A 22,624-nucleotide genomic window follows, 5' to 3' on the forward strand; every position below is an offset into this window, starting at 1 on the left:
AACGAGACGGAGACCGCGTTCAACAACACGACCGTCACGAACGAGACTGGGACACCGGCTGCCAACACGACTGTCGGCAACGAAACCGACAGCAACACGAACGAAACCGACACAGTCGACTCAAACGAGACTGAGACAGACGATATCAACGACTCTGACTCCGGCGACATCAACGAATCCGAGACAGACGATATCAACGAATCCGAGACAGACGATATCAACGAATCCGAGACAGACGATATCAANTCCGAGACAGACGATATCAACGAATCCGAGACAGACGATATCAACGAATCCGAGACAGACGATATCAACGAATCCGAGACAGACGATATCAACGAATCCGACCCTGACGACACCAACGAAACTGACCCCGACGATACCAACGAAACTGACCCCGACGATACCAACGAATCCGACACGACGACCGAAGAGACAGACACGTCATCGACCGACCCCGACGACGACTCGGAGACAACAGAGACTGAGACGACAGCGGCGGTGGTCGCAGAAAGCGAGACGTTCACCGTGACCGCGGTGGGCTGACCGAATACAGTCGGTGAGGAAGCTCAGTCGACGAGGAGATTCAGCGCGTAGATGGTTCGGAGCATCGACGAGGCGTCGCCTCGGTCGAAGACGAGCCCATCTGTGTCACGGACGTGGTCGAGAACACCCGGTGAAGAGTGGTCCGGCGCGGCGGAGATACCGCAGTCGTTCGCCGCGACCCACTCCATCACGTCGAGGTCGGACTTGGAATCGCCCATGACGAGTACGAACGGGTCGTCGACGCCGAGGACGTCGAGGGCGGCTTCGACACCCGCGGCTTTGTTGAGGTCCACGGCCGAGAGTTCCGCAGCGTCGGCATGGTAGTAGGCGATAGTGACGCGGTCGAACGTCGCCCGGACGTCGTCCGGAATCTCGTCAGTCACGCCCGCTTCGGGGAGCGCGTCGCGGTCGGAGAGAACCGATTCGATTTCCGGGTCCGATTCGGCGTAGAAAGCCCGTGCCCACGTCGGTCCTGCCGGGTCGTCGGTGACGGCTTCGCCGAGCAAGTCGAGCATGTAGACCAGTCCGCCGTCGATGACTGCCTCGGCGTCGTCGCTGCCGGTCTCGAAGTTCGGCTTGAGCGTGACGTTGAACTCGTTTCCTTGCAGGTGGACGTTGCCCCGAAGTTCGTCCGGGAGGTCCCGGATGACACGACCACGGACGGACTCGAAGACCGATTGGACCGACTCGTCGAGCGTCTCGTAGAGCAGGCGCTTCGTGTCAGACCCGTGGCCCGGTGTGAACACGCCGGTTCCTGCCTCGTAAACGATGCTCACGTCGCCGGAGTGGACGAGTTCGTTACCCAGTCCCTGAATCGCGAATCCCTTGACGTTCTCCAGCGTCTGGCCCGTGCAGATGACGATGGGGACGCCCGACTCGTGGAACTCGGTGAGGAGGTGCAGCACCTCCCGTGGAATCTCGTTGTCCGTGCTCCCGGCCGACCGGAGTGTCTCGTCCACGTCGAGGACGAGGGCGTTCACAGCGCGACCGTACTTGGTGTAGAGGTCGAGGGCAGTGAACGCCTGGTCTCGGGTCGCTCGTGCCGCGAGTTCGGCATAGCGGTCGCCATCTGGAAGCGACCGGCGAATGCGCGCCTTTTCGTTGGATAGTTCGTCGGCAACCGCCTGCCAGTGTGAGAGTCCGACCCGCGAGTCCAGCGGCGGCAGCAAGTCGACGAAGTCCTGCTCCTCGCGGACACCCGCGGCGTCGAAGGTGTCGTACAGCCGATACAGAAGGTCGTACCGCTCCATGTGTCGGTGTGGTCACCCCCTGCCATTAAATCCGCGTCGTTCGGTGAATACCGCCGCCGGTGTGGTCCGGTTTGCAATCGTGCCGTCTCCATCTACTCGACAGACCCCGCAACCCTGATACGGTCCGACCGACGACATGTGCACATGGCACACTGGACCGACAGCATCGTCGGCGACCGAATGACGGTGGACCGCGAGTTCAACGACCACGTGATGAACTCCCGATTCTCCAGCCAGGAGTGGGGGCTCATCATGACGGCCACCGAGTTCGAAATCGAACACGCCGACGACCCAGAGCAAGCGCGCATCGTCGCCAACACCGACAAAGTACCGCAGATTATCCCTGAACTCGACAACATCCGCAAGCAGATGGGGTCGATGGGTGGCGCACCACAGGAGTCTGGCGGCGATGGTGGCGGAAGCGGCCTCGTCGACTCTATCAAAGGCGCGCTCGGTCTCGGAAACGGCGGCGGTGAGAAGGCGTCCGAAGAGAAACTCGAAGATGCAGAACGACTGACCCAAGCCTACGCGGACGCGCTTCAGGAGCACCTCGAAAGCAAGGGGAAGTGGGAGCAGGTCAGACTCGCGTACCAGGAGTAATCGGCCGCCTCGCGACTCGTTCTCTCGCTAATTGAGCGCTGTTCTCGCGACGTGTGACTGCCGGCCGTTCAGTCGGTGGCTGTCTCTCACGCAGTCAGTACTCGTCGCCCGCGTGGAACAGCGTCCGCTCGCTGGCCTCGTAGATGTTCATCAACTCGGTTATGAGTTCGTCGTACTCTTCGTCTTCTTCGCGGAGATTGTCGAGTCGGGCGATTGTCTCGTCGTCGAGGTGAATCTGAGGCATGGTTGGAATCACGTCATCAGACGACTTAAGCGGCAGGGCAGTCCCGAAATCGGGAGGTCTCCCCACCAGACGGACCTGAACCGTTAACACACTCGACACCGTATCTGTCGATATTGTGGATGGTCTGGAAGACAGACGCGGGCAGCCGATTTGCGTCCTCTACGTAGACGACGACGCGGAATTCGCGGAGGTCGTCGAAACGGAGCTTCCTCGAATTGATTCGCGCTTCGATGTTACTCTTGCAGGCACTGTCGACGAGGTGTTCGAAACGCTGGCCGCACAGCCGGTCGACTGCGTCGTGACTGCGTCTTCTCTCGGTGAACAAACTGGTATCGACCTCGTCGATTCGGTGCGGAAGTCCGACGAGAATCTGCCGACTATTCTGTGTACTGACGGCCAACACGAGCAGCTTACCCCGAGGGAATACGGTGTTGGCGTCTCCGACCACGTTACGATTCACGTGAGGCGAGACACTCTCAGACTGCTCGCATCTGCTATCGGGACCCTCGTCGATGCTTCCCGGGCTACGAAGCGTGCAGACGAGACCATCGACAGATTCCGTCGAACGCTCGAACGCGCGACCGACGCGGTCTACTCTGTCGACACCGAGTGGCGCATCGAGTACCTGAACCAGAAGATGGCAGAGCGCGTGGGCTGTGACCCAGACGCCGTCATGGGTTCGATACTCTGGGAGGAGTTCCCGTCTATCGTCGGCACCGAACTGGAGACGAAGTATCGAACCGCGATGGAGACCGGCGAGCCGGTGTCCTTCGAGCAGTACCTCGAACCGCCGTTCGACTACTGGGTCGAAATCCGGGCTTTTCCGGACGACGACGGACTGACCGTGTTCTCCCGCGAGATAACCCACGAGCGGGAGCAAACACACGAACTGGAGCGAAGCAAGGCGATTTTAGAGCAGGTTCACGACGTCGTGTTCGTCCTCGATTCGTCGTTCGATATCCAGTATGCGAACCCATCGGCTGCCCGTGCTCGCGGTGGCCCCGACGAGATGCGTGGGATGAACATTCTCGACATCGTCGACGACCGCGTCCCGGACGAGGATCTCGCCCGATTCCGCGAGGCGGTTTCGAAGACGGTTTCGCGAACCAACGTGCGGGGCGACGGAGCCCAAACGGGACTGTACGATACCGACCTTCAGGTGACGTTCGACGCAGCAGACGGTCCCCGGACGTTCGACGTCAGACTCACACCCCTCACCGAGACAGACGAGGACCGAGTACTCGTCGTCGGCCGAGACGTGACCAGCCATCAGGAGATAAAGCGACAGCTCGAACGCGAGCGAGACGCGCTACAAGCGGTCCAACGAGTGATGGGCGACGCCGACCTCTCGACCGACGAGCGGTTAGCGAAGTTGCTCGATGTCGGCCGGTGGACACTCGACCTGGATGTCGGTATCGTCTCCGACATCGGCGGGTCAGATTACGTCGTTCGGGCAGTCTCCCCAGCCGGTGGTGGTGTCTCTGTCGGCGACCGGTTCGACCTCGAATCGACGTACTGCGAAGCGGTCGTCGCCAGCGACGAGGTGTGTTCGTTCGTGGACGCTGTTGAGGCCGGACGAGAGAGCCATCCGGCGTATCGGGAGTTCGAACTGGAGTCGTACATCGGCGCACCACTGTCGGTCGACGGTGAACGGTTCGGGACGGTGAACTTCTCAAGTCCGAACTCCAGAGACGTTGCGTTTGGAGAGATAGAACGAACGTTTGTCGAGCTCCTCGGCGAACTCGTGAGCGCCGAGTTGGCGCGGGAGCAGAGTCGATGCAGGCTCGAACAGACGAACCAACGACTCGAATCGCTGATTCAGGCCGCACCGATGGCGATTATGGAAGTCGACGAGGATGGACACGTCCACCACTGGAATCACGGTGCTGAAGCGATGTTCGGGTGGACGAGTGACGAAGTCGTCGGTGAGCAAAACCCACTCATCCCCGAGGACAAAACAGACGAGTTCGAAATACACCGAAAACAGACGTTCTCTGGCGACCGCATCCGTGGGAAAGAGGTCCGCCGCCAGACGAAATCCGGCGAGGTGCGTGACTACCTCCTCTCGACTGCGCCCGTCGAGTCGGCAGACGGCGATATCGACCGAACAATCGCCGTCCTCGAAGACATCACTCGGCAAAAAGCACTCGAAGCAAACCTCAGAGCACTCCAACAGACGACACAGGAACTCAGCATCGCGTCGTCGGTCGACGACATCGCCGAGATTGCCGTCGACGCTGCGGCGACGGTTCTCGACCTCGATGTGACCAGCATCTGGCAGTACGACGATCACAGGGAGATGCTCGTACCGCTTACAGAGACGAGTGCAGCACGTGGGCTCTACGGGGAGACACCACCGCTCACTCCCGGTGAAAGCCTCGCGTGGGATGCGTTCGAAGCTGGCGAGGTTCGCGCCTACGACGACATCCGCGAATACGACAACCGCTACAACGACGACACCGAGATTCGAAGCGAGATAATCGTTCCACTCGGGCAGGACGGACTCCTCCTCACCGGGTCGACGTCGCCACACGAGTTTAACGAACAGGACGTCGACCTCTTTCGAATCCTCGCGTCGTCGGTGGGAGCGGCACTCGTGAGAGCGAAGCGGGAAGGCGAACTTCGACAGCAGAACGAACGACTCGACCAGTTCGCATCGGTCGTCTCACACGACCTCCGTAACCCACTGTCTGTCGCAACCGGGTTCCTCGAAATCGCCGAAGAGACAGGTGAGAAAGCGTACTTCGAAAAGGTTGAATCTGCCCACGAACGCATCGAGGACCTTATCGACGACCTCCTGAGCCTCGCCCGAGGCGAGCGACCTGTCGAAGACGGAGTCGACGTCGGTCTCGATTCGATAGCGAACGAGGCGTGGGAGTACGTCGACACTGCCGATGCAACCCTCTCGGTTGGGGAGCTACCGACGATTACTGGCGACCCGAGTCGGTTGAAGCAACTGTTCGAGAATCTGTTTCGAAATGCCGCCGAACACAGTGGTGACGACGTGAGTATCACTGTCGACAGCCTAGACCGCGGCCACGGATTCTACGTCGAAGACGACGGCGTCGGTATCCCACCAACCCATCGAGAGAACATCTTCGAACACGGTGTCTCGTACAGTCGGTCTGGAACTGGCTTCGGGCTGAGTATCGTGGCCGCCATCGCTCGCGCACACGGCTGGACAGTTACAGTCACTGACGGCGCGGACGGTGGTGCACGGTTCGAATTCGAACCAAGACGTATCCACGGGACCGCCTCGAAAGAGGCGCATTCGACCCGGTGATAAGGCGCTCGACGGGTCGAAACTGATTATTTGAAGAGCGTCTGACCGGCGCTGCCAGAGACAGTCGTCAGGTCAGCGTGCACGTCGGCGATGCGTGCGCGAATGTCGCGACCGGCGACACGGGGGTCGAACACAGACTTATCGGGCGACCAGTCGGTCTCGTTGAAGAAGGTGTCACGGGCGTCCTCGACGCCTTCCGGCGGGACGATGGCGTGTGGGTCTTCGCTGTAGAGGTCGTACGCGGTTCGGGTGTATTCGTACTGGTAGCGCGTGTCTTTGTTGACCTTGCAGATGCCGTGTTTGAGCATCTCCTGCAGTTGGTCGGGCTGGACGCCGGACGAGCCGTGGAGGACGAGCGGCGTGTCGAGACCGTGGTCCCGAAGGGCGACGCGGATGTCGTGGGCGAGGTCGGGGCGAAGTTCGAGGTCCTTGCCCTTGGCGACGCCGTGCTGGGTTCCGACGGAGATAGCAAGCAGGTCGGCACCCGTCCGGTCGACGAACTCGACGGCCTGTTCGGGGTCCGTGTAGAATGCTTCTTCAGCCTCGATTTCGTCTTCGACACCCTTGATTTGGCCGAGTTCGGCCTCGATGAGGATGTCGGAATTAGCTTCCTCGACCATCTCGACGACTTCGCGACTCGTCGCGACGTTCTCCTCGAACGGTTCGTGAGAGGCGTCGATCATGATAGACGACGGGATGTCGAGTTCGATTTGCTGCTGGATGAACTCGAGGTCCGTCTGGTGGTCCATGTTGAGGAAGACACCGATGTCGTACCGTTCGGCGATGGTCTCGATGTAGGTTCCCATCGCCTTCAGGCCCGCGACCGGGTCGCCGTCACCTGCGAACTTGCAGGCCCCGCCGCTGAGTTGGAGAAGGAGGTCCGAATCCATCCGATCGGCACCTTCCATGAGACCCATCATGATGCTCGGCTCTGCGATGTTGCTCGCGATGAGACCGAACCCTTCGTCGAGCGCCTCGTCGTACACTGTGGCGAGTTCGTCCCCGCCGTAGAACGGCATTATGCGTTCACCTCGTGTCGGCCAACGACTGCGAGGATAATAATCTATGGGAATATGGTTTTGATTTTGCTCGTTAGTGTTCGTTCACTACCGAGTTAATTTTTCGAGACACCGTATTCTTCCACACAGATTTACCGTCTCTGTGTCTCCACGAGAATTGACCACTCATACACCGAAACCCACCAACCGCGGTCGTCTTAGTCGACCAGAACCATTCGAGTTCTTCCGGTGTGATATCGTTCCGTCAACGGCACCACTTATTACTATTTTTACACATCCTCGACAGACAAAGCGGGTGACTTCACTCGGTGATGATTGTTTTTGATTGATACAGCGAGGCGGTCGACACACTCCGTCTCGACACCTCACTCAGTACACTTGCACGTCGACATGGGCGTCACTTTCGAGGACGTCTTCGAGGTCAGGAACACGTGTCCCGGCGACACCGACCACGCGCGCTGCAGTGAGCATCCCCATCCGAAGCGCCGCCACAGTGTCGTGTCCATGGTCGAGACCCGCGAGGAAGCCTGAAAGAACAGCGTCACCAGCACCGACAGTGTCGACGACATCCACATCCAGCGCCGACGCTGCCACGGTTTCGTCCGGGCCGACAAGGACTGCGCCATCAGCGCCAAGCGAGGCAAGGACGTACTCGAATCCCTGCTCACGGAGAGCGTTCGCCGCCGAAATCGTCTCTTCTCTCGTCTCGACCGTCTGGCCGGTCGCCGCTTCGAGTTCCGACCGATTGGGTTTGCAGACGAAGTACGAGGCGTCGAGTTCCGTGAGCGACTCACCACCCATGTCGACCGCCATCCGCCAGTCACCCGCTTCAGCAAGCCTGTCGACCGCCGACAACGGCATGCCCGGCGGAAGACTCCCGCCGACGAGGACCGTCTCTGGGTCGTGTTTCTGTACGATGCTGAGCAGTTCGTCCACATCGGCGTCTCGTACGGTCGGGCCGTTGTGGTTGAGTTTGTACTCGCCGTCTTCGGCGAGCACAGTCGTGTTGAGTCGTGTCTCTGCATCGATGTGCACGAACGCACTCGGAATGCCGTCGTCGTCGAGTCGGGTTTCGATAAATTTCCCGAAGTAGCCACCCAGAAACCCGGACGCAGTGACGTCGACAGCCAGCGCGGACACGTACTTGGCGACGTTGATACCCTTGCCGCCGGCGGTGAACACCTGGTCGTCGGTCCGGTGGACGACGTCGGTCTGAAGTGGTTCGTCGAAGTGGATGGTGTGGTCGATAGCGGGATTCGGTGTGACAGAGAAAATCATCGGCCGACCCCGTCGACGATGTCGACACCTGCGTTTTCGAGTTCGTCTCGGGTTTCGCCGTCGATGACGGCGTCCGTAATAAATCGGTCAACGTCTTCGAACGACGCGAACTGCACGAAGCTCCTGCGGCCGAGTTTCGATTCGTCGGCGACGAGAACGACACGCGCCGCCTTCTCGACCATCAATTCCTTCATCCGTGCTTCGTCCTCGTTCGGCGTCGTGAGACCGGATTCGACGTCGATGGCGTTCGTCCCCAGAAACAGGAGGTCGAAGTTGGTCCGCTGCATGAACGATTCTGCAGTCGGGCCGACGAGCGAGCGTGTCCGCCGTCGGAGTGTGCCACCGGTGAGCTTCACCTCGTTGTCCTCCTCGTTCAGTTCGATTGCGAGACGCGGCGAGTTCGTGACACCGAGGATGCCCCCGTCGTTCGGGACCTGCTTTGCGATTTGAATCGTCGTCGTTCCCGCGTCGAAGAAGACGACCTGTCCGTTTGCAAGTTCCTCGGTGGCATGCTCGGCGATTGCTCGCTTCGCGTCGAGATGCTGTACCTCTTTTTGTCCGTACGTCTGCTCTCGGCCGACAGACGTCACCGGAACTGCGCCACCGTGGGAGCGCTCTATGAGGCCGCGGTCTTCGAGTTTGCGCAGGTCTCGGCGAATCGTCGCTTTCGAGTAGCCAAGTTCGCTGGCGAGTGCTTCGACCGACCGGCCATCAGACTCCGAGACAAGTTCGACGATACGGCGTTTTCGCTCTGCTGGTAACATCGATAACGGTTCCTCGTTGTCTGTTGGATAGGTCAGTGTGCATTGTTAATTGTTTGTGTTGGGTTTCGTGTGAATCTGCTCGGAATCGCCTTCGATTCACTCAATAACGAAAAACAGTACGACTGAGAACAGAATCGAAAGGCGAGAGCGAGGAAACGACGGGCGAGAGTCGTGACTCTCGGGGTGACTGAGAGTGAGAGTGAGACTGAGAGTGAGTGAATCGAAAGAAGGCGGTCGGAGTGGTCGGTGCGCAGCGATTCGAAGGTCGGGCGGCTTACAGGCGGTCGATGATGGCCGCCGTGACCTCCTCGGTGGAGGCGTCGCCGCCGAGGTCGGGCGTCCGCGGTCCGTCTTCGAGGACGCCTTCGACGGCAGTTCTGACCTGCTGTGCCTCGTCCTCGTAGTCGAGGTAGTCGAGGAGCATCGCGGCCGAGAGAATCGTCGCCGCCGGGTTGGCGATGCCTTCGCCAGCGATGTCGGGGGCGGAGCCGTGAACCGGTTCGAACAGCGCACTGTCCGGGCCGATGTTCGCCGAGGGGAGCAGACCGAGGCCGCCGACGAGACCCGCCGCGAGGTCCGACAGCACGTCGCCCGCGAGGTTCGGACAGACGATAGTGTCGAACTGGGCCGGGTCGAGACAGACACGCGTCGCGAACGCGTCCATCAGGACTTCCTCGACCTCAACGCCGTTCTCGTCGGCGACCGAGACGACGGCGTCGCGGAAGCGACCGTCGGTCTCGCGCATCACGTTCGCCTTGTGAGCGACTTGGAAACTGCCGCCCTCGCCGCCGACGTAGTCACAGGCGTACTCGGCGAGTCGCTCGGATGCGGACGTGGTCACGACGCGCGTGAGCGTCGAGAGGTCGTCGGAAAGGCGGTCTTCGTGACCCGAGTAGACGCCTTCGGTGTTCTCACGGAGGAAGACGAGGTCCGTCTCCGGGCGCAGGGCGTCCACGCCGGGGTAGGCCTTCGCGGGTCGGACGTTGACGAAGGAGTCCACTGCAGTTCGAAGTGGGAGAATAACGTCCGCCGCCGTCTCGCCCGCGGCCCCGAACAGGGTCGCGTCGGCCTCTGCCGCGAGGTCGTAGGTCTCCTGCGGGAGCGCCTCGCCGGTTTCTGCTTTCACGTGGTCGCCCGCGTCGGCTTCGACGAATTCGAAGTCACCGACCGCTTTCAGTACGTCCACGGCGGCCGGGACGACCTCCGCCCCGATTCCATCGCCGGGGATGACGACAATCTCGTGAGTCATGTCAAACCGTGGGATGGGCGACGGAAAGAGTGTGTCGATACCCCCGAAAACCGCCTTTCACCGGGGTGTGAACTTCAGCCCAAAAATGACTTCTTCCCGAATGTTTTTATCCTCTCCGTGAGAATAATTACGTGTAGTAAGTATTCGAAAATAAATCAGTGTTTTCTTGTATCATGTTCCTGTAGCTATTGCTCCGGAGCACCGACCTCCGGGAACGACCTGCTCTGTGGGTCGGGGTTCGCCGTCTACGAGCGTCTGCCACGCGAAGCGTCTATCACGCGAATAGCGACGCGACACGAAGAGCGTCTATCACGCGAATAGCGACGCGACACGAAGAGCGTCTATCACGTGAACAGCGACGCGTATAGCCAGCGATTCGACACGAAGAGCCACACGGTCACCCCGACTCACGAGCCACCAACAAGCTATGTCCGAACACACCCACCCAGACGAGATTGCAGCCGAATCAGCGACCGAACGACACCTCCCGGACCCGGCGGTACTCGCCGACCGCGAGGACATCGACTACTGCGAGCATACGTTCGTCCACGAAGACGGTGACTTCTGTGAGCGCGACTACGCCGGTCGAGCCATCGTCGGCGTCACGAACGACGCGGGTGAGGTTCTCCTGCAAATTCATCAAGAATCCGGGGCCGGTGTTCTCCCGAACGTGAAAGTCGCCTCGGACGACGACTACGTCGCCGAAGCTGTTCGGGGAGTCAGCGAACAGACCGGCATCGACGTCGAAATCGAGGGTATCGAGTGCTGTCGGCTCGCCAAACACGACGTCGAAGGCGAGGACACGTCCATCGACGCGACGACTCACGTCGTACTCAGCGCTTCCCCCGTCTCCGACGACGACCCACACTCTGACACCGACGGTGTGACCGCCGAATGGCGCGACGCCGTCCCGGAGGCGAACCGTGGCCTCCCAGCCGACGACGACGTGCGACTGTTCGTCGAGTAAGCAACAGAGTCACACAGCAGCCGTCGCGTCACGCTCACAATCAGGTCGAAACGCTCGCCAGAAACAGTGCGGTGCGTCTGTGACTGCCGAAGAAACAGCGACCGGTCAGCCGTCCACGTAGGGGAGGCTGTCTGCCGTGTCCTGTACCGCGTCGGCGTTCGACTTCATGAGCGCCGTCGTGTCCCAGACTCCCTCGGTGAGCGCCTTTCTCTGTGCGTCGTCAACGGTCACGTCCACAGTCTTCTCGTCGTAGGTGACTGTCTCGTTTTCCACGTCCACGTCGATGTCTGCGCCGGGGTTCTCGTCGACCCAGTCCTGCAGTTCGACGATGGTGTCGTGGTCGGCGGTGACAGTTGGAATACCCAGTGCGAGGCAGTTACCCGCGAAGATTTCCGCGAAGGACTCACCGATGATGGCGTCGATACCCCAGCGCATGAGCGCCTGTGGAGCGTGTTCGCGCGACGAGCCACAGCCGAAGTTGGCGTTGACGACCATGATAGAGGCCTCCTGGAAGTGCGGCTCGTTCATCGGGTGGTCCTTGGGGTCGTCGTGCTCGTCGTACCGCTTGTCGAAGAACGCGAACTCACCGAGGCCGTCGAACGTGACGACCTTCATGAACCGCGCCGGGATAATCTGGTCGGTGTCGATGTCGTTACCGCGGATGGGGACGCCCGTCCCGGATGCGGAGTCGATTGCTGGGATTTCGTCGGTCATGCTTCGGTCACCTCCTTCAGGTCGCGCACGTCAGTCACGTGGCCGGTCACGGCCGCCGCGGCCACCATGCGCGGGTTCATCAGCACCGTCTTGCCATCTTTCGACCCCTGTCGGCCGATGAAGTTCCGGTTCGACGAGGACGCCGAAGCTTCGTCGCCCTCCAGTTGGTCTTCGTTCATGCCGAGACACATCGAACAGCCCGCTTCGCGCCACTCGAATCCGGCTTCTTTGAACACTTCGTCGAGGCCTTCCGCTTCGGCGGCGGCCTTGACGCGTTGACTGCCGGGAACGACCATCGCGCGGACGCTGTCAGCGACCTGTCGGCCCTTGACGACCTCAGCAGCGCGGCGCAGGTCCGGCATCCGAGCGTTCGTACACGACCCGAGGAACGCCACGTCGATTTCGTAGCCTTCCATCGTCTCGCCGGGTTCGACGCCCATGTGTTCCTGCGACATCCGGGCGGTGTCCTGCTTTTCTTCGGGCAGGTCCTCCGGGGCCGGAATCGGTTCGGTGATGCCGACGCCCTGTCCGGGCGTGGTCCCCCACGTGACGACGGGTTCCAGTTCGGAACCGTCGATGGTGACGACGTCGTCGTACTCGGCGTCCGCGTCGGAGCGGATGGACTCCCAGTACGGCTTGAGTTCGTCGAACTTCTCGGGGTTCTCTTGGAAGTAGTCGGTCTGCTTCAGCCACTCGTAGGTGGTCTCGTCGGGGTTGACGTAGCCCGCGCGAGCGCCGCCCTCGATAGACATGTTGCAGATGCTCATCCGACCTTCCATGTCGAGGTTCTCGATGGCCTCACCGGCGTACTCGTAGACGTAGCCGACGCCGCCTTCGGTGCCGAGACGGCGGATGATTTCCAGCACCACGTCCTTGGCTTCGACGCCGGGGCCGAGTTCGCCCGTGACCTCGATTTTGCGAACCTTCTTTTTCTCCATCGCGACGGTCTGGGTCGCCAGCACGTCGCGAATCTGGCTCGTCCCGATACCGAACGCCAGCGCGCCGAACGCGCCGTGAGTCGAGGTGTGGCTGTCACCGCAGACGATAGTCATGCCGGGCTGGGTGAGTCCCTGCTCCGGCCCGATGACGTGGACGATACCCTGGTCACCGGAGGTCGGGTCCGAGAAGTTGATGCCCGCGTCGCGAACGTTCTGTTCGAGTTCGGACATCATCTCCTCTGCGGCGTCGTCCTGGAACGGCCGCGACTGGTCCGACGTGGGAACGATGTGGTCTACCGTCGCGTGGGTGCGCTCGGGATAGGCGACTTCCAGGTCGCGCTCTTGGAGCATCCCGAACGCCTGCGGACTCGTCACCTCGTGGATGAGGTGCAGACCGCAGAACAACTGCGTCTGGCCGGTCGGGAGTTCGGAGACGGTGTGTTCCTCCCAGACTTTGTCGTAGAGCGTGCCCTCACTCATCTACGTCACCTGTCTCCGCCGGATTCCCGCCCGTCTCTCCGGGGTGGCGATGGTCGGTCAATTCGGTGCGACCGCGGTTCCAGACGCGGTTCGTGTCGTTTCCGTGCGGCGGTGTGTGGTCCACGTCGTCCATCGTGTCGGAGCCACCAGTCATCGCTGGGGATGAGTCGGTCGAGTCCACGGCACCGCCGTCTGTGACGGCCGGGCCGCGTTCGTAGACCGTCGTGAAGGTCTCTCCCGTGTAGGGATTCGTGTGGCTAACATCTCGCATGCGGGTCGGTGTGTTGCTTCGGTTCTCGTTTCGAGTCATGGTACTGAATAGGGTGTATTAGGGGGTGGTCAGTCGTCTGCCGGTGCTTCTGCTTTCTCTGTGTCGTCGGCCTCGTCGGCCCACGCGAACAACTCGCGCAGGCGACCGCCGACGTCCTCGATGTCGTGGTTCTCTTCGGCTTCCTTGAGCTGGGAGTACGACGGGCGGCCCGCCTGGTTCTCCAGAATCCACTCGCGGGCGAAGGTGCCGTCTTGGACCTCTTCGAGGACTTCCTCCATGCGCTCGCGGCTGTGTTCGTCGACCACGCGGTCACCGCGGGTCAGGCCGCCGAATTCGGCGGTGTCGGACACCGAGTGCCACATGCCGCCGAGCCCGTCTTCGTACATCAGGTCGACGATGAGCTTCAGTTCGTTCAGGCACTCGAAGTAGGCCATCTCGGGGGAGTAGCCTGCATCGACGAGCGTCTCGTAGCCCTGCTTGACCAGCGAGGTGACGCCGCCGCAGAGGACGGCCTGCTCGCCGAACAGGTCGGTCTCGGTCTCCTCGCGGAACGAGGTCTGGATGACACCAGCGCGGGTACAGCCGATTCCGTGGGCGTACGCTAGTGCTTCCTCCTTGGCCTCGCCGGTCGTGTCCTGATAAACGGCGATGAGACCGGGCGTTCCCTCGCCACTCTCGTAGTTGCGGCGGACGAGGTGGCCGGGCGACTTGGGCGCGACGAGCGTCACGTCCACGTCCTCCGGGGGACGAATCTGGTTGTAGTGGATGTTGAACCCGTGAGCGAACTGGAGCGTGTCGCCAGCGTCGAGTTCGTCGCGAATCTCCTCGAAGACCGCTGGCTGGACGGTGTCGGGGACGAGCACGGAGACGATGTCCGCCTCTGCTGCGGCCTCGGTGGGCGTCGCAACGCGGAGTCCGTCTTCGCGTGCGGCGTCACGGGACGAGGAATCTTCGCGGAGGCCGACGACCACGTCGACCCCGCTTTCGTCGAGGTTCTGTGCGTGGGCGTGGCCTTGGCTGCCGTACCCGAGGATGGCTACGGTCTTGTCGTCGATGTGCGTTCGGTCTGCGTCGTCGTCGTAGTAGACAGTCGTGGTGAAATCGGTCATTGTGTATCAGTCGTTGGTGTCGTCGGTTCGCCGGACGTGCCGGGTTCCTCTCCGGGGACGGTCTTCTTCGCACCGTGGGCGAGGGCGGTCTGGCCGGTTCGGGCGATTTCGATGATGCCGAACCGCCGGAACGCGTCCACGGCGTCGTCTATCTTGCGCTCGTCGCCGGTCAGTTGGACCGTGATGGTCTCCGGGCCGACGTCGAGGGTCTGGCCGTCGTACATCTCCGTGACGGCGTGGACCTTGTCGGGGTCTTCGCCGCGAACCTTCAGGAGGACGAGTTCGGCGCGGATGGCGTCGTCGTCCAGTTCGCCGATGGAGATGACTGGCTTCAGCTTGGCCAGCTGTTTTTCGATTTGGTCGATGCCGGGGTCGGGCTCCTCGACGACCATCGTGATGCGCGCGTGGCCGTCGACGGTGGTCGGCCCGACAGTGAGGCTCTCGATGTTGAACTGTCGGCGAGCGGCGAGGCCAGCGACTCGGGAGAGGACGCCGGGTTCGTGCTCGACGATGGCCGACAGCACGGTTCTGCGTGGTTCGTGTTCGGCTTCTGCTTCGGGGTCGATGCGGATGCCCTGGGAGTTCCGGCGACCGTCGGGGTGTGGCCGCTCTTCCGGGGCAGGCCCCTGCAGTCCTTGTTCGTTGCTCATAACTGGTCCTCCGAGAGTGCGAATTTTCCGTTCGCGCCACCCGACGAGACCATCGGGTAGACGTTCTCCGCCGGGTCGACGTGGAAGTCGATGACCGACGGGCCGTCGTAGGCGAGCGCTTCTTCGATGGCGTCCGGGACTTCCTCGTAGGAGTCGACGGCCCAGCCGCGGGCACCGAACGCCTCAGCGAGCTTGTCGAACTGCGGACACCAGTCGTAGCCAGCGGCCATGCGCCGGCCTTCGAAGAAGGCGTCCTGCCACTGGCGAACCATCCCGATGTACTCGTTGTTCAGGATGGCGACGGTGATGTCGAGGTCTTCGCGGACGGCGACCGACAGTTCCTGAATCGTCATCAGGAACGAGGCATCGCCGTCGACGCAGACGACGGTCTCGTCGTCGTCGGCAGCGAGCCGTGCACCGATGGCGGCAGGCAAGCCGTATCCCATCGTGCCCAGCCCGTGCGAGGACACCCAACGCCGCGGTTCACGGAAGGTCCAGTACTGAGCGGCCCACATCTGGTGTTGGCCAACGCCGCTCGTGACGATTGTTTCGTCGGGCGTGGCTTCGTCCAGCGCCTCGACGACGAACTGCGGTTTCAGCGGTTCGTCGTCGGGTGCTGCGTAGTCCATCGGGTACTCGTCTTTCCACGTCAGGCACTGTTCGCGCCACTCGCGGGCGTCGGGCGTCTGGTCCATCTCGGCGTCGATTGCCTCGATAGCTCGGCCTGCGTCGCCGACGACCGGATAGTCCGCGTGGACGTTCTTGGAAATCTCCGCCGGGTCGATGTCGATGTGCACGACTTCCGCCTCGGGTGCGAACGTGTCGATACCACCAGTCAAGCGGTCGTCGAAGCGAGTGCCGACTGCGATGAGGCAGTCGGTGTGAGTGATGGCCATGTTCGCGTATCCGGTGCCGTGCATGCCCGCCCACGAGAGACACAGGTCGTCGTCTTCGGGCATCGCGCCGATGCCGGGCATCGTCGTGACGACCGGAATCTGGTGCTCGGTCGCAAACGCCCGTGCTTCGTCGGTCGCATCCCCTTTGACGACGCCGCCACCGAACAGGAGCAGTGGCTTCTCTGCGCGCTCGATGGCGCGAGCAGCCGCTTCGACCTCGTGGCTGTCGGGGTTGGTCTTGGGACGGCACGTCGCTGGCGCGCGCACCTCACCGGGTTCTCTGTCTGTCTCGCCCAGCGAGACGTCTTTCGGGAGGTCGACCAGCGTCGGCCCGGGGCGACCCTCAGCCGCCAGCGCGAACGCTTCGCCGACAACGTCGCCAACCGTGTCGGACGACGAGGCGAAGTAGTTGTGCTTCGTGATAGGCGCGGTGACGCCGGTGGTGTCGGTCTCCTGGAACGCGTCGGAGCCGACCATCTCGGAGGGGACCTGTCCGGTGAGTGCGAGCATCGCGTCGGAGTCCATGTTGGCGTCAGCGATGCCGGTCACGAGGTTCGTCGCGCCGGGGCCGGACGTTGCGAGGCAAACACCGGGGTCGCCCTTGACGACACCGTAGGCGTCTGCTGCGTGCGAGGCACCCTGTTCGTGGGCCATCGTGACGTGCCGGATGTCGGAGTGATACAGGGCGTCGTAGATTGGCATGATAGCGCCACCCTGCACACCGAACGCGGTCTCGACACCTGCGTTCTCCAGTGCTCGAACGACCGACGTCGCACCCGAGGTGACGTCCGTCTCTGTCGGGTCGTCGTCTGCGGGCGTCGGCGCGTCAGTCTCGGTCGGTGGTGCTGTACGTTCGCTCATGTGCGGGCTCCGTGGTGGTGTGTTCGTTGTGGTCGATACGCGTGCTGTCGGTCGGTTTCGTGGTGCTGGTGCTCCATATTGGGGACTCCAAACGTGGCTGAAAACGGTGCAAACCCGTGGGACTGAGAAGTGGAGTGGTGAGGGGCTATGCCCCTACAATAATGAGCGACCGAACAGCAGCGACGGCGGCACCGCACACTCCGGACTGCGGAGCGGCGAGTGCCAGGGTGTCGTCGTGCTGATTCATCGTATGCCACACGTACTCCCGGTCTGTAATAACCCTTTCGCGGGGCGCAACGATTGCACGCCCTCGGGGCCGGAGAGGCAGTGTGGGGCAGTCGCCCAGTAGGGCCACAGCCCGACGCCATCAGGCGCGGACCTCCTCCTCCTTGTCGTCTACGTGGGCTACACCCACGTCGCGGGCGAACGACCTGAGCGTCACGTCGTCGACGCGCTCTTTCTCCGCGCCGTGGTCTTTGACGCGACGGGTTACCTCTCGGACCTCGGCGTCCGAGGGGTCGAACCCAATGTCCGCCAGGCGCTTGCGAACCGAGTGAGTCCCCGTGTGCTTGCCGAGTACGAACTCGCGGGTCGCCCCGACCATCTCGGGGGTCATGACGCCCGGTTCGAACGTATCGGCGTTCTCGATGACGCCGGCAGCGTGGATGCCGCTCTCGTGAGAGAAGGCGTTCTGTCCGACGACCGGCTTGTTCGCCGGAATCGGGATGTCGGACGCCGCCTCGACGATACGAGCTAACTCGGTGATTCGAGTGGTATCGATGCCGGTGTCGACGCCGTAGAGGGATTCTGCGGCCATGACGACCTCCTCGTAGGCGGCGTTGCCGGCACGTTCGCCGATGCCGTTGACCGAAACCTGTGCCTGTGCGGCACCGGCTTCGAACCCGGCCATCGCGTTGGCCGACGCCAGTCCGAAGTCGTCGTGTGCGTGCACGTCGATTCGGGCGTCGGTGTGTTCGCGGACGGTTTCGACCATCCGGGCGAACCGCGTCGGCGTCGCCACGCCGCACGTGTCGGGGAGGTTAATCCAGTCGACGCCGGCCTCGGAGACCGCTTCGACGACTTCGATGAGGAACTCCTCGTCCGTTCGGGTGGCGTCCATCGGCGAGAACATTACTTCGACGCCCGCGTCGCGGACGCGTTCGACACTACGGACGGCGCGCTCGACGGCTTCTGCGCGAGAAGCGTGCATCGAGTCGGCCAGTTGGACATCGCTGGTGCTCACGAACGTGTGCACCATGTCCACGCCGGAATCCAGCGCGGCTTCGATATCCTTGTCGACGACGCGGGCCAACCCGCACGTCGTCGTGTCCGTCGAAGCAGCGATATCGGCGACTGCGTCGAACTCCGCGTCAGAGTTGACCGGGAACCCTGCCTCGATGACGTGGGTACCCATGTCGTCGAGGGTGGCGGCCATATCCCGTTTCTCCTCGTAACTGAACGAGGTTCGGGGTGACTGTTCGCCGTCGCGGAGTGTCGTGTCGAAGATTCGTACGTCTTCGATTTCAGATTGTTGGGCTAATGTGCCCTGGAAGAACTCGACCCGCCGGGGAACCCGACGAATCCTCCGTGTCATTGTGAGACATCGTGTCAGTCAGGTGCCCGAACTCATATTTAAGTGTTTCTCCCAGACAGTATCACGAATGTTCTCGGTGGACCGAATGACACGGATTCACGAGCCTAATCGCACGACATAAACGTCCTTATACAACACCATGACATACTGTGTCTTGATATAGCGACACAGCATTCTCCATCATGTAGACCATAAACCAATCACCTAAGGTTTAGAAATAATAGTTCGACCCCATCACGCGCGCCACCAAGTGGACGATTGTGAATCGCGTCGTCGCCAGAGAATTGTCAGTGGGAAGTCAACCAGCGGTCGTGAACTGTCCGACGCGACCGAACGCTTTTCTCGTCTGTTGCCCACGCAGGGGGTATGGGCGATTTCAACCTCAACTTACAGACGGCCGAAGAACACCTCGATAGTGACGACGCCGAGGGTGACGTAGTACTTGGCGTCCTCGACGGGTCGACGCCACCGGAAGAGTGGGTCGAATCCATCGCACGCGGGAACACGCTCGTGCTCGCCATCGAGGGTGACCTGAACAAGCTCGCCTCCAGCTTCGCACGCGAAGTCAAGGATATGGGCGGTCAACTGATGCACTTCCGGAAGTTCCTCATCGTCTCTCCACCGGGTGTCGATATCGACACTGGCAATCTCTGAGTACGGACCTCCTCTAGGTATCCCGATTCGACACCGACAGTGGGCTTCTCGTTTCTCGTTTCCCCACCACCGACTGCATCGGCCAGGATTGCCAACATCGCTGCGACGTCTCATTTGCAACTGACAGCCGAAACCGGGTGAGAACGCTGCAGGGCGAGGGCTTATCCGGCGTCCACCCGTTACTACGGTCATGCCGATGAAAGGTCGCGGAACGGCACAGCTCCGCGAAATCGACCGTTGGGAGGACGGCGTCGGATGGCTCGCGTATCCCGACGAGACGATGCAACGCGCCAGCCACGCGGTTCGCGTCGACGGCGACGTGTGGGTATTCGACCCCGTCGATGCACCCGGCGTCGACGACCTACTAGCCGAGTTCGGCGACGTTGCGGGCGTCGTCATCGGACTCGACAGGCACAAACGCGATGCTGCGGCCATCGCGAACCGCCACGAGGTTCCGGTCTACGTAGCCTCGTGGATGACCGGCGTCGCGGACAAACTCGACGCCAACGTCGAACGGTTCGGAGGAACTCTCTCAGATTCGGGGTTCAAGACGTTCCGAATCGTCGACCGGACGTTCCCGCCGTGGCAGGAAGTCGGCTTCTACCACGACGAGTTGCGGACGCTCGTCGTCCCCGAAACCGTGGGGAGCGTCGGCTACTTCTGCGCCCCCGGAGAGCGACTGGGCGTCCATCCGATGCTCCGCCCGTTCCCACCGCGTCAGACACTCACCGGGTTCGACCCCGAGCGCCTCCTCGTCGGACACGGTGCTGGAGTGACAGAAGATGCTGGCGATGCGCTTCGTGAGGCGCTGTTGAACGCGCGGAAGAATCTCCCCGGTGCGTACGTTCGGGCGTTCAAATCGATGCTCACGAACTGATGTCCGAGTCTGACGACGTCCGTGTCCAAAGCGACAGCGACCACGGGAGTGTCCAGAATAACGGTGCTCATGGGAGCGTCCAGAACAACGGTGACCATAGGGGCGCATCCCCGACCAACGAGGTTGGCACCGAATCGTCCGGTTCGGAGACCGAGGCAGAGCACCGCCGAGTCTACGTTACTCGCGGCCTTGTCGATGTGCTCTTGGAGATGGCGGAGGCAGCCGAGCCGAACGACGTGAACGTCGTTCTCGCGCCGACACCCGCCGGTGAGTTCGATGCCGACCTCGGTATCGACCCGGACACGCCGGTCCTCACGCACTTCTACATGTCTGAGGCGGGCGGGTCGGTCAGCGCCGTCTTCGGGATGGACCTCGGAACCCCCGCAGGTCGAGGGCGCGCCCGGTTCCTGACCCACCCACAGGGACCGTTCGAACTCACAGAACGCGACGACCTCGCTGCGGTCGTCTTGCTCGCCGTCCCGCCGTGGGAAGACGAGACGTTCGGTGCCTTCGACCGCGCCGGGCGAACACTCGAACTCACGATTCTCGACGCGGAACCACCGACAGAAGAACTTGCGTGACTTGACACACGAAACCGCCGCCTCAACTACCGAAGGTATCCGAGGTCCGTCAACTGCTCTGCAATCTCTTGGAACTCCGACTCAGAAAGTTCGCCGCCGGACCGCTCGTGCTGGATGACGATGCTGCGGAGGAGGAATCGAACCAAGTCGCTCGTGCTGGAGAACGTCGTTCCCTCGATTGTGTCGTCGACGCGAGCGGCCAGTTCCTTCGGAATCGAGACCGTCGTGTACTCCGTCATGACAGATTGGAAGTCCTGCCGAGGGTTAACCCCAACGGTCGGGGATTTTTCAAGGGGGGTTCCGTACTCCGACGCGATGGCTGCTAGACCGCCGCAAGACAACACGTCGGAACCGGACACGATTGAGTTCGGTATCGCTGCACTGGCCGACGACGTCGACGAGGCGGACATCGACTTTCCGGCGGACGCGAAGACGATTGCGCGTGCGCTCGGCCACGTCGACGTTCCGATAGACGCTGCCGGAAACACCGTCTCTATCGACGAGGCACTCGAAGCCACCGGGCGAACCACCTTCGAGTCGCGTCGGGAGTTACTCGACGTTCTCCACCCTGTCTTCGAAGAGTTCCGGGCGAAGGCCTCGACGAGCCTCCTCGGTCGGCTCCGTGCCCTCGTTCCGTTCTAAGACCCACGTTTCGACGCCGTCAGAACGACCGGCGACGACCCTTACTCTAACTCCTCGATTCGCTTCATCTGCTCGCGGTGCAAAGACAGAATAAGGTCTGAGAGCACCCCGAACATCAGCAATTGAATGCCGAAGAGGATTCCTGCTGCCGAGACGACGGCGATGACTTCGTGTGAGACAGTTCGAACGATCCACTCGTAGGCGACGTACGCCGCGAGTCCGAGACCGGTCGCCGTCGACGCGAACCCGACGCTCCCGAAGTAGAAAAGTGGGTTGTTGGTCTTCGCCCGGCGGTAGAGTTCGAGGAAGATGATACCGCCGTCGCGGACGGGGTTGAGGTTGGTGTCCGACCCGTCCGGCCGCGGGAGGTACGTCGTCGGGACGACAGTGGTCTTGATGCCGCGTTTCGCACACTCGACTGCCATCTCCGTCTCGATACCGAACCCGTCAGACGTGAGCGTCATTTCGAGGAACGACTCCCGTGTGAACGCCCGGTACCCACTGAGAATGTCTTCGTAGTCCGTGCCGTGGATGTAGGCGAACGCCCGGTTGATGATTCGGTTTCCAACTTTGTTCAGCGAGGTCATCGCCCCCTCGCGCATGTCGGCGAACCGGTCGCCGATGACGTGGTCGAATCCCTCGTCGAGGGGAGCGAGCATCTTCTCGGCGTCCTTCGCGAGATAGGTCCCGTCGCCGTCGAGCATCAGGACGTACTCCGCGACGATGTGCTCTTCGATGGCTTCTCTGACAGCCTGTCCCTTCCCAGATCCGGACTGCATGACCACGTGCGCGCCCGCCTCTTCGGCGAGTTCACGCGTGCCGTCTGTCGAGCCGCCGTCGATGACGAGGATGTTCGTGAATCCTTCCTCTCTGTAGTCGGCAACGACGTCGGCAATCGTCTCGGCCTCGTCGTACGTGGGGACGAGGACGCAGACGGAGTCTGGGTTGGGCATTAGAAGTCCATCCACGGCCGGTTTTGAAAAGCGTTATCTCTCGTAATACCAACGGTGAGTCCCGGAACCCGAACCTACTTATCCCGAAACGAGAGACAGCAGGGCAAAGATGACGTTTTCTGATTGGGTCGAGAATACGCTCTCTGACGTCAGTAACCATGGTTTACGGCGAGGAATGCGAAATTCCGTCTACCAGCTTCGACT

The 22,624-nt window shown here is 61.7% G+C and carries 22 protein-coding genes; 7 read left to right on the forward strand and 15 right to left on the reverse strand.

The window, feature by feature from the left end; translation table 11 throughout:
* Positions 1 to 569: 569 nt before the first annotated feature.
* Complete coding sequence (locus C453_RS09765) at positions 570 to 1,796, reverse strand: HAD family hydrolase (protein WP_008324236.1); 1,227 nt, start codon at positions 1,794 to 1,796, stop codon at positions 570 to 572.
* Between the two features lie 144 nt (positions 1,797 to 1,940).
* On the opposite strand from C453_RS09765, the gene C453_RS09770 reads away from it, so the two are divergent.
* Positions 1,941 to 2,396 carry a DUF5799 family protein gene (locus tag C453_RS09770; protein ID WP_008324237.1) on the forward strand — a complete coding sequence of 152 codons (456 nt, stop codon included), beginning with the start codon at positions 1,941 to 1,943 and terminating at the stop codon, positions 2,394 to 2,396.
* A gap of 94 nt (positions 2,397 to 2,490) precedes the next feature.
* Here the strand turns inward: C453_RS09770 and C453_RS20420 are convergent, their stop codons facing one another.
* On the reverse strand, positions 2,491 to 2,640 hold the full coding sequence (locus tag C453_RS20420; RefSeq protein WP_007540184.1) for a DUF7557 family protein: 150 nt from the start codon (positions 2,638 to 2,640) through the stop codon (positions 2,491 to 2,493).
* 115 nt (positions 2,641 to 2,755) lie between these two features.
* Between C453_RS20420 and C453_RS09775 the strand changes: the two genes are divergently transcribed.
* The gene (locus C453_RS09775; protein ID WP_008324238.1) at positions 2,756 to 5,923 is read left to right on the forward strand and encodes a PAS domain-containing protein; all 3,168 of its coding nucleotides are present in this window, start codon (positions 2,756 to 2,758) and stop codon (positions 5,921 to 5,923) included.
* 26 nt (positions 5,924 to 5,949) lie between these two features.
* Here C453_RS09775 and fba read toward each other — a convergent pair whose 3' ends face one another.
* From fba to leuB, 4 genes are all read right to left on the reverse strand, one after another.
* Complete coding sequence (fba, locus tag C453_RS09780) at positions 5,950 to 6,942, reverse strand: class II fructose-bisphosphate aldolase (protein WP_008324239.1); 993 nt, start codon at positions 6,940 to 6,942, stop codon at positions 5,950 to 5,952.
* Positions 6,943 to 7,311: 369 nt separating this feature from the next.
* Entirely contained in the window at positions 7,312 to 8,220 is a 909-nt protein-coding gene (pfkB, locus tag C453_RS09785; RefSeq protein ID WP_008324240.1) for a 1-phosphofructokinase, read from the reverse strand.
* Positions 8,217 to 8,984 (reverse strand): HTH-type transcriptional regulator GlpR, encoded by a 768-nt coding sequence (gene glpR, locus C453_RS09790; RefSeq protein ID WP_008324241.1) that lies wholly within the window; start codon positions 8,982 to 8,984, stop codon positions 8,217 to 8,219. Before glpR ends, pfkB begins: the two co-directional genes overlap by 4 nt.
* A 274-nt stretch (positions 8,985 to 9,258) precedes the next feature.
* Complete coding sequence (gene leuB / locus C453_RS09795; RefSeq protein WP_008324242.1) at positions 9,259 to 10,233, reverse strand: 3-isopropylmalate dehydrogenase; 975 nt, start codon at positions 10,231 to 10,233, stop codon at positions 9,259 to 9,261.
* Between the two features lie 427 nt (positions 10,234 to 10,660).
* Between leuB and C453_RS09800 the strand changes: the two genes are divergently transcribed.
* Positions 10,661 to 11,200: a hypothetical protein gene (locus tag C453_RS09800; protein ID WP_008324243.1), complete on the forward strand. Its 540-nt coding sequence runs from the start codon at positions 10,661 to 10,663 to the stop codon at positions 11,198 to 11,200.
* Positions 11,201 to 11,305: 105 nt separating this feature from the next.
* Here the strand turns inward: C453_RS09800 and leuD are convergent, their stop codons facing one another.
* The 7 genes from leuD to C453_RS09835 form a co-directional block, all read right to left on the reverse strand.
* Complete coding sequence (gene leuD / locus C453_RS09805; protein WP_008324245.1) at positions 11,306 to 11,914, reverse strand: 3-isopropylmalate dehydratase small subunit; 609 nt, start codon at positions 11,912 to 11,914, stop codon at positions 11,306 to 11,308.
* Positions 11,911 to 13,332, reverse strand: coding sequence for a 3-isopropylmalate dehydratase large subunit (gene leuC, locus C453_RS09810; RefSeq protein ID WP_008324246.1), 1,422 nt, complete (start codon positions 13,330 to 13,332; stop codon positions 11,911 to 11,913). The genes leuD and leuC overlap by 4 nt, the downstream gene beginning before the upstream one ends.
* Positions 13,325 to 13,642: a hypothetical protein gene (locus tag C453_RS09815; protein WP_008324247.1), complete on the reverse strand. Its 318-nt coding sequence runs from the start codon at positions 13,640 to 13,642 to the stop codon at positions 13,325 to 13,327. Before C453_RS09815 ends, leuC begins: the two co-directional genes overlap by 8 nt.
* 29 nt (positions 13,643 to 13,671) lie before the next feature.
* On the reverse strand, positions 13,672 to 14,712 hold the full coding sequence (gene ilvC, locus C453_RS09820; protein ID WP_008324249.1) for a ketol-acid reductoisomerase: 1,041 nt from the start codon (positions 14,710 to 14,712) through the stop codon (positions 13,672 to 13,674).
* Entirely contained in the window at positions 14,709 to 15,362 is a 654-nt protein-coding gene (gene ilvN / locus C453_RS09825) for an acetolactate synthase small subunit (RefSeq protein ID WP_008324250.1), read from the reverse strand. Before ilvN ends, ilvC begins: the two co-directional genes overlap by 4 nt.
* Complete coding sequence (ilvB, locus tag C453_RS09830) at positions 15,359 to 17,119, reverse strand: biosynthetic-type acetolactate synthase large subunit (protein ID WP_008324251.1); 1,761 nt, start codon at positions 17,117 to 17,119, stop codon at positions 15,359 to 15,361. The genes ilvN and ilvB overlap by 4 nt, the downstream gene beginning before the upstream one ends.
* A 367-nt stretch (positions 17,120 to 17,486) precedes the next feature.
* On the reverse strand, positions 17,487 to 18,713 hold the full coding sequence (locus tag C453_RS09835; RefSeq protein WP_008324252.1) for a LeuA family protein: 1,227 nt from the start codon (positions 18,711 to 18,713) through the stop codon (positions 17,487 to 17,489).
* A 366-nt stretch (positions 18,714 to 19,079) separates the two neighbouring features.
* On the opposite strand from C453_RS09835, the gene C453_RS09840 reads away from it, so the two are divergent.
* The 3 genes from C453_RS09840 to C453_RS09850 all read left to right on the forward strand — a co-directional run bounded on the left by C453_RS09840 (position 19,080) and on the right by C453_RS09850 (position 20,825).
* A complete protein-coding gene (locus tag C453_RS09840; protein WP_008324253.1) occupies positions 19,080 to 19,367 on the forward strand; it encodes a DUF5779 family protein in 288 nt (95 codons plus the stop codon).
* A gap of 190 nt (positions 19,368 to 19,557) precedes the next feature.
* On the forward strand, positions 19,558 to 20,244 hold the full coding sequence (locus C453_RS09845) for an MBL fold metallo-hydrolase (protein WP_049907596.1): 687 nt from the start codon (positions 19,558 to 19,560) through the stop codon (positions 20,242 to 20,244).
* Positions 20,244 to 20,825, forward strand: coding sequence for a hypothetical protein (locus tag C453_RS09850; protein ID WP_008324255.1), 582 nt, complete (start codon positions 20,244 to 20,246; stop codon positions 20,823 to 20,825). Before C453_RS09845 ends, C453_RS09850 begins: the two co-directional genes overlap by 1 nt.
* A 26-nt stretch (positions 20,826 to 20,851) precedes the next feature.
* Here C453_RS09850 and C453_RS09855 read toward each other — a convergent pair whose 3' ends face one another.
* Entirely contained in the window at positions 20,852 to 21,064 is a 213-nt protein-coding gene (locus C453_RS09855) for a ribbon-helix-helix domain-containing protein (protein ID WP_007540223.1), read from the reverse strand.
* A 76-nt stretch (positions 21,065 to 21,140) separates the two neighbouring features.
* Here C453_RS09855 and C453_RS09860 point away from each other — a divergent pair, with 76 nt between their 5' ends.
* The gene (locus C453_RS09860) at positions 21,141 to 21,467 is read left to right on the forward strand and encodes a hypothetical protein (RefSeq protein WP_008324256.1); all 327 of its coding nucleotides are present in this window, start codon (positions 21,141 to 21,143) and stop codon (positions 21,465 to 21,467) included.
* A 41-nt stretch (positions 21,468 to 21,508) separates the two neighbouring features.
* On the opposite strand, the gene aglJ is transcribed toward C453_RS09860, so the two are convergent.
* The gene (aglJ, locus tag C453_RS09865) at positions 21,509 to 22,420 is read right to left on the reverse strand and encodes an S-layer glycoprotein N-glycosyltransferase AglJ (RefSeq protein ID WP_008324257.1); all 912 of its coding nucleotides are present in this window, start codon (positions 22,418 to 22,420) and stop codon (positions 21,509 to 21,511) included.
* Between the last annotated feature and the right edge of the window lie 204 nt (positions 22,421 to 22,624).

Origin of the sequence: Haloferax elongans ATCC BAA-1513 (assembly GCF_000336755.1) — an archaeon.
Classification (GTDB): Archaea; Halobacteriota; Halobacteria; order Halobacteriales; family Haloferacaceae; genus Haloferax; species Haloferax elongans.